At 71.2% G+C, this 16088-nt stretch carries 13 protein-coding genes; 7 read left to right on the top strand and 6 right to left on the bottom strand.

Annotated elements, in window-relative coordinates; translation table 11 throughout:
* Positions 1 to 69: 69 nt before the first annotated feature.
* Positions 70 to 1404 (bottom strand): GH1 family beta-glucosidase, encoded by a 1335-nt coding sequence (locus ABT345_RS31860; RefSeq protein WP_345092585.1) that lies wholly within the window; start codon positions 1402 to 1404, stop codon positions 70 to 72.
* Positions 1405 to 1466: 62 nt separating this feature from the next.
* Between ABT345_RS31860 and ABT345_RS31855 the strand changes: the two genes are divergently transcribed.
* The gene (locus ABT345_RS31855) at positions 1467 to 2090 is read left to right on the top strand and encodes a TetR/AcrR family transcriptional regulator (protein ID WP_345092582.1); all 624 of its coding nucleotides are present in this window, start codon (positions 1467 to 1469) and stop codon (positions 2088 to 2090) included.
* A gap of 16 nt (positions 2091 to 2106) precedes the next feature.
* Here ABT345_RS31855 and ABT345_RS31850 read toward each other — a convergent pair whose 3' ends face one another.
* The 3 genes from ABT345_RS31850 to ABT345_RS31840 all read right to left on the bottom strand — a co-directional run bounded on the left by ABT345_RS31850 (position 2107) and on the right by ABT345_RS31840 (position 7652).
* Positions 2107 to 3369, bottom strand: coding sequence for an MFS transporter (locus tag ABT345_RS31850; RefSeq protein ID WP_345092579.1), 1263 nt, complete (start codon positions 3367 to 3369; stop codon positions 2107 to 2109).
* Positions 3366 to 5426 carry an alpha-galactosidase gene (locus ABT345_RS31845; RefSeq protein WP_345092576.1) on the bottom strand — a complete coding sequence of 687 codons (2061 nt, stop codon included), beginning with the start codon at positions 5424 to 5426 and terminating at the stop codon, positions 3366 to 3368. Before ABT345_RS31845 ends, ABT345_RS31850 begins: the two co-directional genes overlap by 4 nt.
* Before the next feature lie 159 nt (positions 5427 to 5585).
* Complete coding sequence (locus tag ABT345_RS31840; protein ID WP_345092574.1) at positions 5586 to 7652, bottom strand: discoidin domain-containing protein; 2067 nt, start codon at positions 7650 to 7652, stop codon at positions 5586 to 5588.
* A gap of 217 nt (positions 7653 to 7869) precedes the next feature.
* Here ABT345_RS31840 and ABT345_RS31835 point away from each other — a divergent pair, with 217 nt between their 5' ends.
* From ABT345_RS31835 to ABT345_RS31810, 6 genes are all read left to right on the top strand, one after another.
* Positions 7870 to 8886: an AraC family transcriptional regulator gene (locus tag ABT345_RS31835; RefSeq protein WP_345092571.1), complete on the top strand. Its 1017-nt coding sequence runs from the start codon at positions 7870 to 7872 to the stop codon at positions 8884 to 8886.
* A gap of 172 nt (positions 8887 to 9058) precedes the next feature.
* Positions 9059 to 10117 carry a beta-keto acid cleavage family enzyme gene (locus ABT345_RS31830; RefSeq protein WP_345092568.1) on the top strand — a complete coding sequence of 353 codons (1059 nt, stop codon included), beginning with the start codon at positions 9059 to 9061 and terminating at the stop codon, positions 10115 to 10117.
* 26 nt (positions 10118 to 10143) lie between these two features.
* Positions 10144 to 11115, top strand: a complete 972-nt coding sequence (locus ABT345_RS31825) for a quinone oxidoreductase family protein (RefSeq protein ID WP_345092565.1) — start codon at positions 10144 to 10146, stop codon at positions 11113 to 11115.
* A 60-nt stretch (positions 11116 to 11175) separates the two neighbouring features.
* Entirely contained in the window at positions 11176 to 12051 is an 876-nt protein-coding gene (locus ABT345_RS31820) for a TauD/TfdA dioxygenase family protein (RefSeq protein WP_345092562.1), read from the top strand.
* The gene (locus ABT345_RS31815; RefSeq protein WP_345092559.1) at positions 12035 to 13321 is read left to right on the top strand and encodes an MFS transporter; all 1287 of its coding nucleotides are present in this window, start codon (positions 12035 to 12037) and stop codon (positions 13319 to 13321) included. Before ABT345_RS31820 ends, ABT345_RS31815 begins: the two co-directional genes overlap by 17 nt.
* Positions 13318 to 13905, top strand: a complete 588-nt coding sequence (locus ABT345_RS31810; protein WP_345092556.1) for an RBBP9/YdeN family alpha/beta hydrolase — start codon at positions 13318 to 13320, stop codon at positions 13903 to 13905. Before ABT345_RS31815 ends, ABT345_RS31810 begins: the two co-directional genes overlap by 4 nt.
* Before the next feature lie 111 nt (positions 13906 to 14016).
* Here the strand turns inward: ABT345_RS31810 and ABT345_RS31805 are convergent, their stop codons facing one another.
* A complete protein-coding gene (locus ABT345_RS31805) occupies positions 14017 to 15042 on the bottom strand; it encodes a sensor histidine kinase (protein ID WP_345092680.1) in 1026 nt (341 codons plus the stop codon).
* A 71-nt stretch (positions 15043 to 15113) separates the two neighbouring features.
* A complete protein-coding gene (locus ABT345_RS31800) occupies positions 15114 to 15776 on the bottom strand; it encodes a response regulator (protein ID WP_345092553.1) in 663 nt (220 codons plus the stop codon).
* Positions 15777 to 16088: the final 312 nt, after the last annotated feature.

The following is a 16088-nucleotide window of genomic DNA, read 5'->3' as shown; positions in this document are numbered from 1 at the left end:
ATGTGAGGTCGCTGCCGGAGTTCCGTGCGGGGGCGCGCGGGGGCGTGCGGCACGCCGCGGCGGGGAGGCTCAACCGCGCTGGGCGCGGATGAGGTCGCGGTACCACGCGAAGGACGCCTTCGGGGTACGGACCTGGGTGTCGTGGTCGACGTGGACGAGGCCGAAGCGCTGATGGAAGCCCTCGGCCCATTCGAAGTTGTCGATCAGGGTCCAGGTGAAGTAGCCGCGCACATCCACTCCTTGGGCCACGGCGGCGTCGACGGCCCGCAGATGGGTGTCCAGGTAGTCGATGCGGTCGGGGTCGTGGACGGTGCCGTCCGCGTCGACGACGTCCTCGACCGAGCAGCCGTTCTCGGTGATGTAGACGGGCGGGAGTGCCGGGTACCGCTCCTTGAGGCCGACGAGCAGTTCCCGGAGACCGTCGGGGACGACGGGCCAGCCGAAGGCGGTGTGACGGTAGCCCTCGATGGGCGCGTCGTCGAAGGGCAGCCCTTCGGAGGCCGGCGCCTGGATCCGGGTCGGGTTGTAGTAATTGATGCCGAGCGCGTCCAAGGGAGCCGAGATCAGCTCCAGGTCACCGTCCCGGACGGAGCCGCCCAGGGTGGCGTCCGCCCCGAAAGGCGACAGGTCGGGGTACCTGCCCGTGAAGATCGGGTCGTTGAACAGGCGGTTGTGCAGCGCGTCGTAGGCGTCCGCGGCCGCGCGGTCGGCGGCCTCGTCCGAGGCGGGCCACACCGGGGTGCAGTTGTTGGCGATCATCACCTGGAGGCCGCGCGCCCGCAGCTCCCTCAACGCCAGGCCGTGGCCGAGCAGTTGGTGGTGGGCGACCGGGAGGCAGTCCAGGAACAGGGCGCGGCCCGGCGCGTGGGTACCGAGACCGTAGCCCCAGACCATGTGGATGAACGGCTCGTTGAGCGTGATCCACTTCTGGACGCGGTCGCCGAGCCGGTCGGCCGTGAGGGCGGCGTATTCGGCGAAGCGGTGCGCCGTGTCGCGGTTCAGCCAGCCGCCGGCATCCTCCAGGGCCTGCGGGAGGTCCCAGTGGTAGAGGGTCGGGACGGGCTCGATGCCGCGGGCGAGCAGGCCGTCGACCAGCCGGTCGTAGAAGTCCAGGCCCCGCGGGTTGGCCTCGCCCGCGCCGGTGGGCCGGATCCGGGGCCAGGCGATCGAGAAGCGGTAGCCGGTGAGACCCGCCTCGGCCATCAGCGCGAGGTCCTCCTCGTACCGGTGGTAGTGGTCGCAGGCCACGTCGCCGGTGTGGCCGTCGCGGATTGTGCCCGGCCGGGCGGTGAAGGTGTCCCACACCGACGGCCCGCGGCCGTCCTCCTCGGTGGCGCCCTCGATCTGATACGACGCCGTGGAGGCGCCCCAGATGAAGTCGGCGGGGAGATGGTGCAGTGTCATGTCTGACCTCCTGAAACATGAGCGCTGCTCATGTTAACTTCTCCGGATGGGATGATGGAAGCGTGAATCACGACCGCAATGCAGGGATGCTGCGCAGGACGCCGGTCCAAAGGCGCAGCGCCGAACGCTTCGAACGTCTGCTGGACGCCTGCGCCCAACTCCTGGACGAGGTCGGCTATGCCGGACTGACCACGAAGGAAGTGGCCCGCAGGGCCGACGTGCCCATCGGCACCCTTTACCAGTTCTTCTCCGACCGGGAGGGGCTGATCGGCGCGCTCGCCGTCCGCAACCTGGAGTCCTTCCTGGCGCGGGTGGCGGGCCGCCTCGAACGCGAGGAGCCCGAGGGGATCGCGGGCATCGTGGAGGTCACCGTCGACGAGTTCGTCACCATGCGCCGGACGATCGCCGGGTTCGGCGTGGTCGACTTCGGCGCGGTGGGACAGGACCACGTCCTGGAGGCGACCTTGGACAACAACACCGCGGTCGCCGGCAGGCTGCGCTCGTTCACCGCCTCCCTGGCCGGGGGGCAGGACGACGCCGAAGTCGACATCGCGGTGCGGGTGGCGCTGGAGTGCGCGGACAGCGTGCTGAAACTCGCGTTCGCCACCGATCCGCAGGGCGACGCCCGGCTGATCGCCGAGTGCAAACGCGTCCTCAACAGCTATTTGCACGACCGGCTCCGATGACACCCGCCGGCCCGGCTCACCGGACGCTCCTGATCTTCCAGACCAGGGCCGCGCCCAGGACGGACATGCCCGCGGAGCAGAGGAAGAGCGAGCGGTAGCCCCCCGGACCGCCGAGCACGACCGAGGCGATGGGCGGGACCAGCACGTAGGGCAGCGACGTCATCAGGTTGGCCAGGGCCATGTCCTTGCCGCGGTCCGCCGAGGCGGGGAGCACCTCGGTGACCAGAGCGGTGTCGACGGCCAGGTACACGCCGTAGCCCAGGCCCAGGACGACGGCCGCGACCAGCGTCACGGTCCACGTGGGCGCCAGCGCGAGGGGGATCGCGGCGACGGCCATCGTGAAGCCGCCGAGGAAGACGAGCATGCGCCGCTTGCCCAGCCGGTCGGAGAGCCAGCCGCTCAGCACGACCGTCGAGATCGTGGCCACGCAGTTGACCCCGATCACGATGAGCAGGCCGTCCACCGTGGACCGTCCGGGGAACAACTGCTCGTAGTGCAGGACGTCTTCGAGGAAGTACGGCAGGTACAGCGTGCCCGTCCCGTAGCCGAGGCCCATGAGGAACCGCGAGCTCATCGCCCAGACGAAGTCGGGGTGCGCGCGCGGACTGATCCGGTAACCGCGCAGGAAGATACGCAGCGAGAACGGGTCGCGGTGCCGGCGGGGAAGGGGGGCGTCCTTCATCCTGAAGGCGAACAGCAGTATCAGCAGCGGGAGCGCGGCCATCAGCAGGTACTGCGCGGGGAATCCCGCGACGAGACCGAGCAGCAGCCCGCCCGCGATCAGGCTGCCGGCCTGGGGAACCATGGCCCAGCCGAGCACCACGCCGCGCTGCTCCACCGGGACCTGGTCGGGCACCACCGGGGAGAGCCCGGCGCCGATGACCATGAACGAGGCGGAGAGCACGAGGGAGCCGACCGCGACCCCGGTGACCGTCGTCTGCAGGCCGGTGCCGACCAGCGCCGCCATGCAGACCAGCGAGCCGATGACCAGCCACGGCCTGCGGCGGCCGAACCGGCCCGTGGTGCGGTCGCTGAGGGCGCCGGCCAGCGGTGCGATGACGATGCCCGAGATCGCACCCATCATGCTGACCCAGGCGTAGCTGCCGACCTTGCCCACCGGGTCGATCTCGGCGATCTGCTCGGGCATCAGGAACGTGGTCGGCACCTGCATCGGCAGGAACATCCCGACGTTGGCCAGGACGAACAGAACGACCCAGCCGGAGCCGACCTTGCGGACCGGCTCGGCGAGGACCTGCGGGCGCTCGGGGGCGAGGCTCATCGGGGCACCTTCCTGAGGTGGACCAGCTCGCTCGTCCGGTCGAAGGGCAGCAGCGGCGGCAGCCCGTGGCCGAGCAGGACGGCGCCGGCGTGGACGGTGCCGGTGTCCTCGTCCCGGTAGCGGGCACCGGGGTCGAGCGCCTTCAGCCGGGTGCGGGCGAGTGGCCGGGTGGGTGCGGACGGCTGGAGCCGGAGGACGACGACCTCGTCCTCGGTGAGGTACTGCACCGCGTCGTGCTCCAGGCGGTACTGGACGCCGCCGTGCACCACGGGCCGGATCCGCTTGTACTGCCCGACCAGCGTCCGGGCCCAGGCGAGATCCTCCTCGCCCCACTTTCCGAGGTCGCCGCCGATGCCCATCGCCCCGGCCATCGAGACATGGAAGCGGTACCGGATCGACGTCTCGCGGGCGGTGAAGCCGTGCGGGCTGTCGGTGACCCAGGCGCCCATGGTCCGGGCGGGCAGCAGCTGGCCGTGGCCGTGCTGGATGGCGACCCGGTCGACGGCGTCGGTGTTGTCCGACGTCCAGACCTGGTCGGCGCGGGCCAGCACCCCCAGATCGGCCCGGCCGCCGCCGCCCGCGCACGACTCCAGGTACAGGCCGGGGCGGGCGGCGCGCAGCCGGTCCATCACCTCGTAGACCCCGTGGGTGTGCTCGATCCAGACCCGGTCGGGGTCGGCGGACCCGGGCTGTCCGGCCTCGCTGAAGGGCCGGTTCATGTCCCATTTGAGGAAGGCCACGTCCAGCTCGGTGACGGTCCTCACGAGCCACTCCACCGCCCATTCCCGGACGTCGCGGCGGGCGAAGTCGAGCACGTGCTGATGGCGGCGCTGCGTAGGGGACCGGCCCTCCTGGTGGAGGATCCAGTCGGGGTGCGTACGGAAGAGGTCGCTGTCGGGGTTGACCCCCTCGGGCTCGACCCACAGGCCGAATCCCATGCCGAGCGCGCGGACGTGATCCGCGAGCGGGCCGAGGCCCTTCGGGAAGCGCTCGGGGCTCGGCCACCAGTCGCCGAGCCCGGCCCGGTCGCTGGTGCGGGCGCCGAACCAGGCGTCGTCCACGACGAAGACCTCGACGCCGATCCCCGCGGCCAGCTCGGCCAGCTCCCGCTGCTGCCGTTCGTCGATGTCGAACTCGGTCGCCTCCCACGAGTTGAAGATCAGGGGGCGTTCGGCGGGGCGGGCGGGGAGCACCTGGCGTTCGACGTACGCGTGCCAGCGGCGGCTGGTGCCGCCGAAGCCGTCGGGGGCGTAGAGCCCGGTGAAGACGGGGGTCTCCAGACGCTCACCGGTGCCCAGCTTCCACACCAGCCCTTCGTGTCCGAATCCGCCGGTCCAGGACGCCCGGCCGTAGGGGTCGCGGCGCAGCGTGATCCGGCGGCTGCCGCTCCAGGCCAGGGCCGCGCTCCAGACCTCGCCGTGCTCCTCGGCGGCGTCGTGCGCATCGAGCATCAGCCAGGGTCCGGCGTGCGGTCCCGTGATGCCGAGGCGGCTGGTGAACACGGTCTCGCCGACGGGCACCCGGTCGCGCCGGAGCTGGCACTCCCGGCCCCATTGACCCACCACATGGCTGACCCGGTAGTCGTCGCGGGCGGGCAGCGTCCAGGCGGCGGAGTCGCACCGCAGGACGTCGACCGGCTCTCCCGCGGTGAGGACGGCCCACCGCTCGATCTGGTCATGGCCGTCCCTGATCCGGTAGTGGAGGTCGAGTCCGAGGGAGCGGACGCGATCGGTGAAGGAGAGGGTGAGCAGCCCCTCCTCGACCGTGTGCGTCACGAACCGCCAGGCGAAACCGCGGACACCGTCGCCGAACCGGACGGTCAGCGACGGCACGCCGAACCGCAGGCCGCCCTCCACCCCGTACTCCTCACCGCCGGGATCGTCGCCGCCGGGGTCCTCGGCGGGCAGGTCGGCCGCGACCGCGACGGCCTGCTCCAGGGTCAGCGGCCGGCCCCAGTGCACGTGCCGGGGGACGTCGCCGGCGTCCAGCTGGAAGGCGTAGGAGGTGCCGGGGGTGCTCAGCAGCCAGAGGCGGGCTGCGGGGTGATGAGTGATCACACCGTTCCTCAAATATGAGTGGGGCTCATGTTCTGCTCGTACGGTAGGCAGACGAGCCTGCGATGCCAAGCCCCTGGCGGCCGGAAGATCACCGGGGCCGGCCGGATCGGGGGAACCGATCCGGCCGGCCCCGGCCCTGGACGGCGCCGCACGGGCGGCTCAGTCGGCGTGGATACCGACCTCGCGCAGCGAGTAGCCCCACCGGGTGCCGCGCTCCAGCCCCTTGACGCGCACGTAGCGCGCCCGGGTTTCGGCGAACCGTGCCGTGTCGAGGCCGCCGTCACCGGAGTCCGTGGACCACGCCGTCCTCCAGTCCGTGCCGTCGTCCGACAGCTCGACGCGGTACGACTTCGCGTACGCCGCCTCCCAGTCGAGGGTGACGCGCCTGACCGGCTTCACGGATCCGAGGTCGATCCGCAGCCACTGGTCGTCGTTCCACTCACTGGCCCAGCGCGTGCCCGTGTCGCCGTCGACGGCCTTGCCGGGCGCGAAGCTTTCGAACGGGTTCCACCACTCCGAGGAGGACGCCGAGGCGGTCGCGCCCGAGGCCAGGTTCTTCCCGGGCCGGTACTTCTCGGTGTTGGCCCAGGTGCGGAGGTAGGACTCGGCGCCCGAGAACAGGTCCTGGACGACCTCCTCGCCGCCGACGTTGCGGATGTCCTGGATCCAGTCCGGGACCATGCCGTAGTGCGCACCGCCGGCGGTGTTGAAGTCCCAGGTGCGCTCGCCGGTGGTCTGCTTGTCGATCACCGAGCCGCCGTCCACGCTGCGGAAGGGGTACGTCACCGGGGCAGGGGCGTCCGCGCCCCGCGGAGCGGGCCAGCCGCCGACACCGTTCATGTCGGTGCCGTAGCCGTAGCCGACGTGGTACTTGTCGCGCAGGTCCTTGGTGCGCGCCGCTTCCCCGATGAAGCCCTTGGACTGGCTCATGTACTGGGCGGCGAACCCGCCGAGCCTGTAGAGGCGTTCGGTCCAGCCGAGGTCCATCCAGCTGTGCGAGGAGATGACGCCCGGGTACTTCTCGGACTCCAGGATGTCGAGTGCCTGGCCGACGCCCTTGACGCTCATGTGGTCGAGTTCGAGCATCATGTTGCGCTTCATCATGCCGCGCACCGCGTACGCGCCGAGGTCGGTGAGGCCGCGGGTGTTGCACTGCGCGCCCGACGCGTAGGCCGGGACCTTCTCGCCCTCGGGCAGCCGCTTCTCCGCCTCCGGCGCCGGCGCGTTGCCGATGGGGTTGTCGTGCTGCGGGCCCCGGCAGTCCTCCGTCTTCCAGTACGTGCCGGTCGACAGGAACTGACCCACGTTGATGGCCGTGCCGAGCGCGCCGGAGTCGTAGCGCACCCCGCACAGGGCGTTGTCGAACTTGTGGCACAGGAACATGCTGCTGACGCCGAGTTCCTTCAGCTCGTCCAGGCCGCGGTCGATGTCGTCCTTGCCGCACTGCGCGACGTCGAGGATCTGCTTGCAGCCGAACGGCTCCGAGGTCTCGACGCCCAGGACGACGGCCAGCTTGCCCTGCTCGATGACCTGCCTGGCCTGCGCGCTGTCGGTGACGATCCGGAACCAGCCCTTGCCCGGGCCGCCGTACATCTTGTCGATGAAGTCCTGCATCTCGTACGACTTCTTCGCCTCGAGGCGGATGGCGGTCATCTCGTCGCAGCTGCGGTCCTTGAAGAAGTACACCGAGCAGATCACGCCGTTGGTGACCAGGTCGTTGACCAGCACCCGCTGGCCGCCGCGCCAGGCCCGCTCGATCCCGGCGTAGTAGTTCTGCTGGTGGGTCAGCGAGTCGTGGGCGGGCCAGTCCTTGAAGGTGGGCCACCCGGTGGGGTCGTGCCTGCCGTCGCCGCCCTTGGTGATCATGTCGAAGATGGCGAGCGAGCCGTCGGGGTAGTGCTCGGGGCAGTCCTTGAGCGCGTCGGCGACGCCCTGCTCCGAGAACGGCTTGCCGCAGATCAGCCGGCCGCCGAAGCCCTCGTTGGACATGATGTGGTCGTGGGCGTCGACGAAACCCCGCACGTTCCCCCGGGAGTCGGTGCCCTTGAAGGGCTCACCCGTGACGTTGATCCCGGCGTCGGGCGTGGGCCGCGCGATCGGATCCCACCAGGGGGACTGCGCCGCGGAGCTGGGCACGGGCCCGAGCATCAGGGACATCGCGGTGAGGAGCAGGAGGACCGCCGTGAGGGATCTGCGTCTGCGGCGCGGCGGGTGAAAGATGACCATCGTCGTGATCCTTAAATGTGAGAGGTGCTCACGTTTTGCTCAGACGATAGGGAGGCGAGCCCGTGACGCCAACCCCTCTGACGGGGCCGGCGCCGGGAAAGAGGCAAGGGGACGCGGCTCCGCGGTGGTGTCACACCAGGTCACGGCCCGGTGCATCGCTTGACCTCGGGGGGAACGAATGGCCTATCGGTTCGGGACAGATCACTGGAGCGCCACGATGAAGCCACTGGTCCGCAACGCAGCGCTGAACGGCTACATGGAGCTCGGCGAGTCCCTCGGCGTCGATCCGCGCGCCCTGATGAAGCGCGTGGGACTCGACCCGGTCGGGCTCGCCGTCCAGGACCGGTGGATATCCGGCACCGCCGTCACCGACCTCCTCGAACTCTCCGCCGTGGCCGCCCGCCGCGAGGAGTTCGGTCTGCTGCTCGCCGAGCGTCGCCGCTTCTCGAATCTCGGGCCCATCAGCCTCGTCCTGCGGGAGGAGCCCGATGTCCGCAGCGCCCTCCAACTCCTGATCCGCCACGAGCGGATGTGCAACGAGATGATGCGCAGCCGGCTCACCGAGGCGGACGGACTCGCCACCGTCAAGGTGAGCCTGGAGCTCGGTGAGGCGCACCGGGCCCGGCAGGCCATCGAGCTGGCCGTCGGAGCCTTCCACGGATTTCTGCGGGTCTTCCTCGGTGCCCGCTGGCGGCCGGTGTCCGTGTGCTTCACCCACGGAGCCCCGCGCGACGTCACCGCACACCGGCGTTACTTCGGGCCGGTGGTGGAATTCGACCGGGAATTCAACGGACTTGTCGTCCACGCTGCCGCGCTCGACACCCCCAACACGATGTCGGACCCCCTGCTGCGCGGCTACGCCCGCCAGTATTTCGAGTCCATCGCGGTGACGTCGGAGACCACCGAGCTGGACCGGGTGCGCGAACTGATCGAGGTCCTGCTGCCGACCGGGCGCTGCTCGATCGAACAGGTCGCGGGGAGCCTGGGCGTCGACCGCAGAACCGTCCACCGGCATCTGGCCGCGTCCGGCGAGACGTTCTCCTCGCTCGTCAACGCCACGCGCGCACAGCTCGCCGAGCAACTGGTGGCGAACCCGCGCCGCTCCCTGACGGAGATCTCCGGCCTGCTCGGCTTCTCCGCCCCCAGCGCCTTCTCCCGCTGGTTCCGTGACCGGTTCGGCGTCAGCGCACGCGAGTGGCGCGCCCGCCGGGAGGCCGGCCCTGTCCCCAACTGACAAGTCTCCTGTCACCTCTGGTGAAGCGCGGCACGTCACCCGCTCCTAACGTGGCCGTACCGCAAGGAAAACCGCAGCTCCCGCGAGCAACGGCCTTGCGAACACACCGAGTTGGCCCGACGGCGACCGGCGGTCCCTCAGGCCGTCGCCTGCGCTCACCAGGAGATGACCCGTGCACTTCCTCGATGACTCCCTGCTGCCCGAGAACCAGGAGAAGCTGGTGATCCAGGCCGCTCCCTACGGCCCGGAGTGGCTCCCCGGCGACACCGACGACCTGCCCCTGACCATGGACGAGCACGTCCAGGCCGCCGTCGACTGCTACCGGGCCGGCGCCACCGTGCTCCACATCCACGTACGCGAACTGGACGGTCACGGCTCCAAGCGCATGTCCATGTTCAACGAACTGCTCGCACGGCTGCGCGAGGCCGTTCCCGACATGGTCCTGCAGATCGGGGGATCGATCTCGTTCGCCCCCGAGGACGAGGGCGCCGAGGCGAAGTGGCTGAGCTACGACACCCGTCACCTGCTGGCCGAACTCACCCCGCGCCCCGACCAGGTGACGATCGCCATCAACACCAGCCAGATGAACATCGTCGAGATCATGTCGGACGACGACCTGGCCGGCACCTCGATCGCCAAGCCCGACTACTACCGGGCCTACCGCGACATGGTCGTCGAGGCCGGTCCCGACTTCTACCTCGAACACCTCAAGCGCCTGCACGACAACGGCATCCAGCCGCACTTCCAGCTCGCCACCATGGCCCAGCTGGAGACCGTCGAGCGCCTCATCCGCAGCGGCGTCCACACCGGCCCCCTGGTCCTCAACTACGTGGCCATCGGCGGCGGGTTCGCCGGGCGCCACCCGGCCGATCTGATCGAGTTCGTCCGCCGGGTCCCCGACGGCGCCGTTCTCACCATCGAGTCCTCGATGCGCGCCGTCGCCCCCATGAACGCCATCGCCATCGCCCTGGGCGTCCACGTCCGCGTGGGCAACGAGGACAACCTGTGGGCGCGCAAGGGCGAGCGCATGAGCTCCGTCCGGCAGGTCGAGCAGATGGTGCGGATCGCCGACGCTCTCGGCCGCGACATCGCGAGCGGCGCGGAGGCCAAGGAGATCTACCACCTCGGCGAGGACTACGCCGACACCGACCAGACCCTGACCCGCCTCGGCATGGTGCCCAACCGGCGCCCCGGACAGCGCGGGTTCATGCTCCGCGACACCACCCGCTGACCACCACCGAACGAAGAGAGCACCCCGTGGCACACGCCATCCGCTTCCACGAGACCGGCGGCCCCGACGTCCTGCGACGGGAGCAGGTCACCGTCGGCTCACCGGGCCCCGGACAGGTCCGCGTCCGGCACGAGGCCATCGGCCTCAACTTCGCCGACACCTACTTCCGCACCGGCCTCTACCCCGCGCCGCTGCCCGCCGGTCTCGGCGTCGAGGGCGCCGGGGTCGTCGAGGCCGTCGGCACGGGCGTCACCCACGTCGCCGAGGGCGACCGCGTCACGTACACCGGCAGCCCGCTCGGCGCCTACAGCACCGAACGGATCATGCCGGCCGCCCCGCTGATCCGGTTGCCCGACGGCATCGACTGCGAGACCGCCGCCGCGATGACCATGCGGGGCCTCACCGCTGCCTACCTGCTGCGCCGGATCCATCCGCTGAAGCCGGGGGACACGATCCTGCTGCACGCCGCCGCCGGCGGTGTCGGCCTCATCGTCTGCCAGTGGGCGAAGCTGCTGGGCCTCACCGTGATCGGCACGGTCTCCACGCAGGCCAAGGCCGAACTCGCCCGGGCCCACGGCTGCGACCACACCATCCTGTACCGCCAGGAGGATGTCGCCGCGCGCGTGCGGGAGCTGACCCGTGGCGCAGGCGTGCCCCTCGTCCTCGACAGCATCGGCAAGGACACCGTCGCCGGGTCCATGGCCTCCCTCAGCCGCCGCGGCCTGCTGGTGTGCTTCGGCACGGCGTCCGGCGTGCCGCCCCTCGACGCGATGCAGCTCGCCGTCCACGGCTCGCTGTTCGTGACCCGGCCCGCGCTGGCCGACTACATCGCCGAGCCGGCGGAGCGGGACGATCTGGCCGGCGAGCTGTTCGGCCATGTCGCCGCCGGCCGGATCGCGATCCAGATCAACCAGCGCTACGCCCTCGACGACGCCGTGGCGGCGCACCGTGCGCTGGAAGCGGGCCGCACCACGGGTTCGTCCGTCCTGCTCCCCTGAGCCCCCGAACACTCCGAGCCACCCCGCCGTTTCGAGCCCCCGAACCGCAGGAGCGCACCCATGACTCAGACCTCCACCCGGACCCGGATCCAGGCCGAACCGTTGACCTGCACCATCGGAGCCGAACTGCACGGCGTCCAGCTCGGCGACGCCACCCGCGACGACGCACTCTTCGCCGAGATCAAACAGCTTCTGCTCCGCCACAAGGTGCTGTTCCTGCGCGATCAGGACCTGACCCGGGCCGAGCACGTCGCCTTCGCCTCCCGCCTCGGCCCGCTGGAGGACCACCCGGTCCTCGGCAGCGACCCCGAGCACCCGGGCCTCGTCCGCATCTACAAGGACCTGGACAGCAAACCCGAACACTACGAGAACGCCCTGCACTGCGACGCCACATGGCGCGACTGCCCGCCGATGGGCGCCGTGCTGCGCTGTGTCGAGACCCCCGAGGTGGGCGGCGACACGATCTGGGTCAACATGGTGGAGGCCCACCGCAGGCTCCCCGAGCACATCCGCACGCAGATCGCCGGTCTGCGTGCCCGGCACAGCATCGAGGCCAGTTTCGGCGCGGTCATGCCGAGGGAGGAGCGTCATCAGCTCAAGGCCCGCTACCCGGACCCGGAGCACCCGGTGGTCCGCACCCACCCGGAGACCGGGGAGAAGATCCTCTTCGTCAACGCCTTCACCACCCACTTCGTCAACCACCACACTCCCGAGAACGTACGGTTCGGCCAGGACCACGCCCCCGGCGCGAATCTCCTGCTGAACTACCTGATCAGCCAGGCGGCGGTCCCCGAGTACCAGGTCCGCTGGCGCTGGACGAAGAACAGCGTGGCCATCTGGGACAACCGCTCCACCCAGCACTACGCGGTCCAGGACTACTGGCCCGCCGTCCGCAAGATGGAGCGTGCCGGGATCGCCGGTGACCGGCCCTGCTGAGCCGGTGACCCGCCGCTACGCGTGGCTGGTGTTCGCCCTCAGCTTCGGACTGCTGCTGTCCGACTACATGTCGCGGCAGGTCCTGAACGCGGTGTTCCCGCTGCTGAAGGCCGAATGGGCGCTGTCCGACGCCCAGTTGGGGTCGTTGAGCGGCGTCGTCGCCCTGATGGTCGGCGTGCTGGCCTTCCCGTTGTCGCTGCTCGCCGACCGCTGGGGCCGGGTCAGGAGCCTGGTCGTGGCCGCGGTGGTGTGGAGCCTGGCGACCCTGGGCTGCGCCGTCTCCGCGAGCTACGGCCAGATGTTCCTGGGCCGCTTCATGGTCGGCGTGGGGGAGGCGGCCTACGGAAGCGTCGGCATCGCGGTGGTGCTGAGCGTGTTCCCGGCCCGCCTGCGGGCCACCCTCTCCGGCACCTTCATCGCCGGCGGCGCCTTCGGGTCCGTACTCGGCGTGTCGGCCGGCGGGGTCCTCGCCCAACATGTCGGCTGGCGCTGGACGTTCGCCGCCATGGGCCTGTTCGGACTGGCCCTGGCCGCGGTCTACGGCATCGTCGTGACGGACCGGAAAACGGCATCGACCGATGCCGGAACGGGCGGCGCGCCGGACACCGAAAGACCGCTGCGGACGCTCCTGCCGCGGCTGTTCTCCCCCGTCTCCGTCCTGTGCGCCTACGTCGGCAGCGGATTGCAGATGTTTCTCGCGATGGCGCTGCTGGCCTGGATGCCGAGCTTCCTCGACCGCTCCTACGGCCTGGCGCCCGCCGAGGCCGGACTCGCCGCCGGCGCCTTCGCGCTGATCACCGGGGTCGGCATGGTCGGCGGCGGCATGGTGTGCGACCGGCTGGGGCGCCGGAACGCCCAGCTGAAATGGACCGTCGCCCTCGTCTGCAGCGCCGGTTCGCTCATCCTCCTCACGGCAGGGTTCCACCTCCCTCCCGGCGCACCGCAACTCGTCCTCGTCGGCCTCGGCACCTTGCTGTCCAACGCCACGGCCGGACCTGCCGCCGCCATGGTGGTGAGCCTGACCCCGGCCGCCGTCGCGGCGACGGCCATGGCCACGCTCACCCTCGCCAACAGCCTGCTGGGCCTGGCACCCGGACCAGCGGTGACCGGAATCCTCGCCGACCACCTGGGCCTGCCCGCCGCCCTCCGCATCATCCCGCTCGTCTCGCTGGTGGCGGGCTCGGCCTTCGCGCTCGGCAGACGCCATCACGACAAGGGCCTCGTCCCGCTCCCGGGCCGGGCCCTGCGAGAATCGGAGCTCCCGACATGAACCCCACCCCCACGGTCGTGCTCGTGCCCGGTCTGCGTGACCACGTGCCCGACCACTGGCAGACGGTACTCGCCACCCGGTTCGCCGGAGCCGTGACCGTGCCGCCCGCGGCGGACGCCCGGCTCAGCCGCGACACGCAGGTGACGGCCTTGCACGACACGCTGTCCCGGATCCGGGGACCGGTCGTGCTCGTCGCGCACAGCGCCGGGGTGCACACCACCGTCCACTGGGCGGCCCGGCACCACCGCCCGGTGCGCGGCGCCCTGCTCGCGACGCCGCCGGACTTCGACACCCCGCTGCCCGCAGGCCACCCCGCACCACGGACCCTGCGGGAGAACGGCTGGCTGCCGACCCCGAGGACGCCGCTCCCGTTCCCCGCCGTCGTCGCGGCGAGCACGGACGACCCCATGGCCCGGTTCGGCCGGGTCGTCGAAATGGCCCACGACTGGGGCAGCCGCGTCGTGGACCTCGGCCCGGTCGGACACCTCAACCCGGCATCCGGATACGGGGACTGGCCCCAGGCCCTGGACCTCCTCCGGGAATTCGGCTGCCGCCCGGCCCCGGACACCGAGGCGTCCGCATGAGCGCGCACCACCGCGACACCGCCGGCTTCCTGCGGCGGCAGGAGAAGCAGGTCGCGGCGGGCAGGGAGCACACCCGCCCGCGGATGTCCGGACGGATCCCGTCGCCCGCCTTCACTCCGTCCATCTGGGCGCGCGCAGCCGCACCGCGTATCCGCCGTCAGCCGTCGGCCCGGAGGTCAGGGTGCCGCCCAGCAGCTCGGCGCGTTCGCCGAGACCGATCAGCCCGTGGTGGGAGCCGGGCAGGGGCAGGGCCGGGCGGTCCGGTCGCGTGTTGGTGACGTCGACGCCGAAATGCGTCGCGTCGTGCCACAGCCGCACGGTCGCACGGGCGCCGGGGGCGTGCTTGCGTACGTTGGTCAGGGATTCTTGAACGGTACGGTAGACCGCCCGCTGTGCCGGGGCGCTCAGGTCGGGGGGCAGCTCGCCGGTCACCTCGGTCTCGATACCGCTGGTGTCGAGGAGCTGACGCAGGTCGGCGAGGGTGGGTTGCGGCGTGAGCTCGACGGAGCGGCGGCCGGAGGCGCGCAGCAGGGTGACCATGTGCCGCAGTTCGTCCAAGGTGTCGACGCTGAGCGTGCGGATGGTGCGGGCGGCGTCCTCGGTGTCCGGGTCCCGGGCCGCGACCTGGAGCGCTCCGGCGCGTACCGCGATCAGGCTGACCTGGTGGGAGACGACGTCGTGCATCTCCCGGGCGAGCTGGGTGCGCTCGCGGGCCAAGGCGGCTTGGGCGTGCAGCTGCCGTTCGTGCTCGCGGACCTCGCCGATCTCCACCAGCCGCAGCGCGAGGTCACGCCGGGCCTGGACGAGCTGGCCGAGCAGGACCGGCGCGGCGGCGGTGGCCAGGGTGTAGACGAAGCTGATGAAGGTCCAGGTGCGGCCCTCGAAGCCGGACAGCGGCCAGGGCACCGTGCCGGCGACGGCGGAGACGACGGCGCAGGCGGTGATGAGCCGGCGGTTCCGGGAAGCGTCGGCAAGGGTGTACAAGGCGGCGAACGGGACGACCACCAGGTCGGCGATCACGGTGGCCGGGAGGGTGAGGAGGAACACCAGCAGCGGATGGCGCCGTCGCAGGGCGAGCGCTCCGGAGGCCAGGGCGGTGAGCGCCAGGTGGGCCGGGGTCGGCGCGGCGGGGTTCATGAGCCAGGCGTCCAGAGCGGCGAGGACGATGATTCCCGCATCGATGAGCCAGTGGGGCACGGACCGGCGGGTCACCGCTGCCCCTCCGGTCCGTCCAGCAGCCCGGCCCGTTGGGCCAGGAGCGCGGCCTGGACGCGGCCGGCGACCCGCAGCTTGGTGAGGATCGCGCTGACGTGATCCTTGACGGTGCCCGCGCTGAGGTGGAGGCGCGCGCCGATGTCGGCGTTGGACAGGCCTTCCGCGATCAGGACCAGGACGTCGCGCTCCCGGTCGGTGAGCCGGTCGACGCGGGCGGCCTCGGCGTCGCCGATACCGCCCTGCTCGGGATGGTCGTGCAGGAGGGCACGGGACGCCCTGGGGGAGAGGACGACGCCGCCCGCCGCGAGGGTGCGGACCAGCTGGGGCAGCTGGTCGGGTTCGGTGTCCTTGAGGAGGAACCCGGCAGCGCCCGACCGCAGTGCGGTGAGGATGTACTCGTCGGTGTCGAAGGTCGTCAGCATCGCCACCACCGGCCCCTCGGGCAGGGTCCGCAGCGCGCGCAGCACGCTCAGACCGTCGACGTCGGGCATGCGGATGTCGAGCAGGACGACGTCGGGGTGTGCGCGCCGTACGGTGCCGACCGCGTCCCGGCCGGTCGATGTCGCGACGACCTCGATGTCGTCCGAGGCGTTCAGGATGAGCTCGAAGCCGGACCGGACCAGCGCCTCGTCGTCCACCACCACTACCCGGATCAATGCGCACCTGCCTCGCTGTCGCACTCGCCCACGGAGCACCTGATCGTCTTCGTGCCGACCCTAAGGGCTGACCCGTGCTCCCCGGCTGACGCCGCGCGCCCGCCGGGGAGCACGGGACAGCCCCTGGAGGCGGTGGCCGCGCCACGGCCCCTGCGGCCGGGTGCGGCGATCGAGCGGCGGGGTACGCCCGGCCGTTCGGCGGGCGGGCACGGGACGCCCACCCCTCGGAGGCATCGCCGCAGGCATGTCGCGGAAGGCGGGGGAAGAGACCGGGTACCGCTGGTCGACGGGGTGATACCCGCCAGGTGGGGG

This window comes from Streptomyces sp. NPDC000404, assembly GCF_040300365.1.
Lineage (GTDB): Bacteria > Actinomycetota > Actinomycetes > Streptomycetales > Streptomycetaceae > Streptomyces > Streptomyces ramulosus.
The sequence above is the reverse complement of the archived record's forward strand: the minus strand, read 5'-3'. Positions and strand labels throughout refer to the sequence as shown.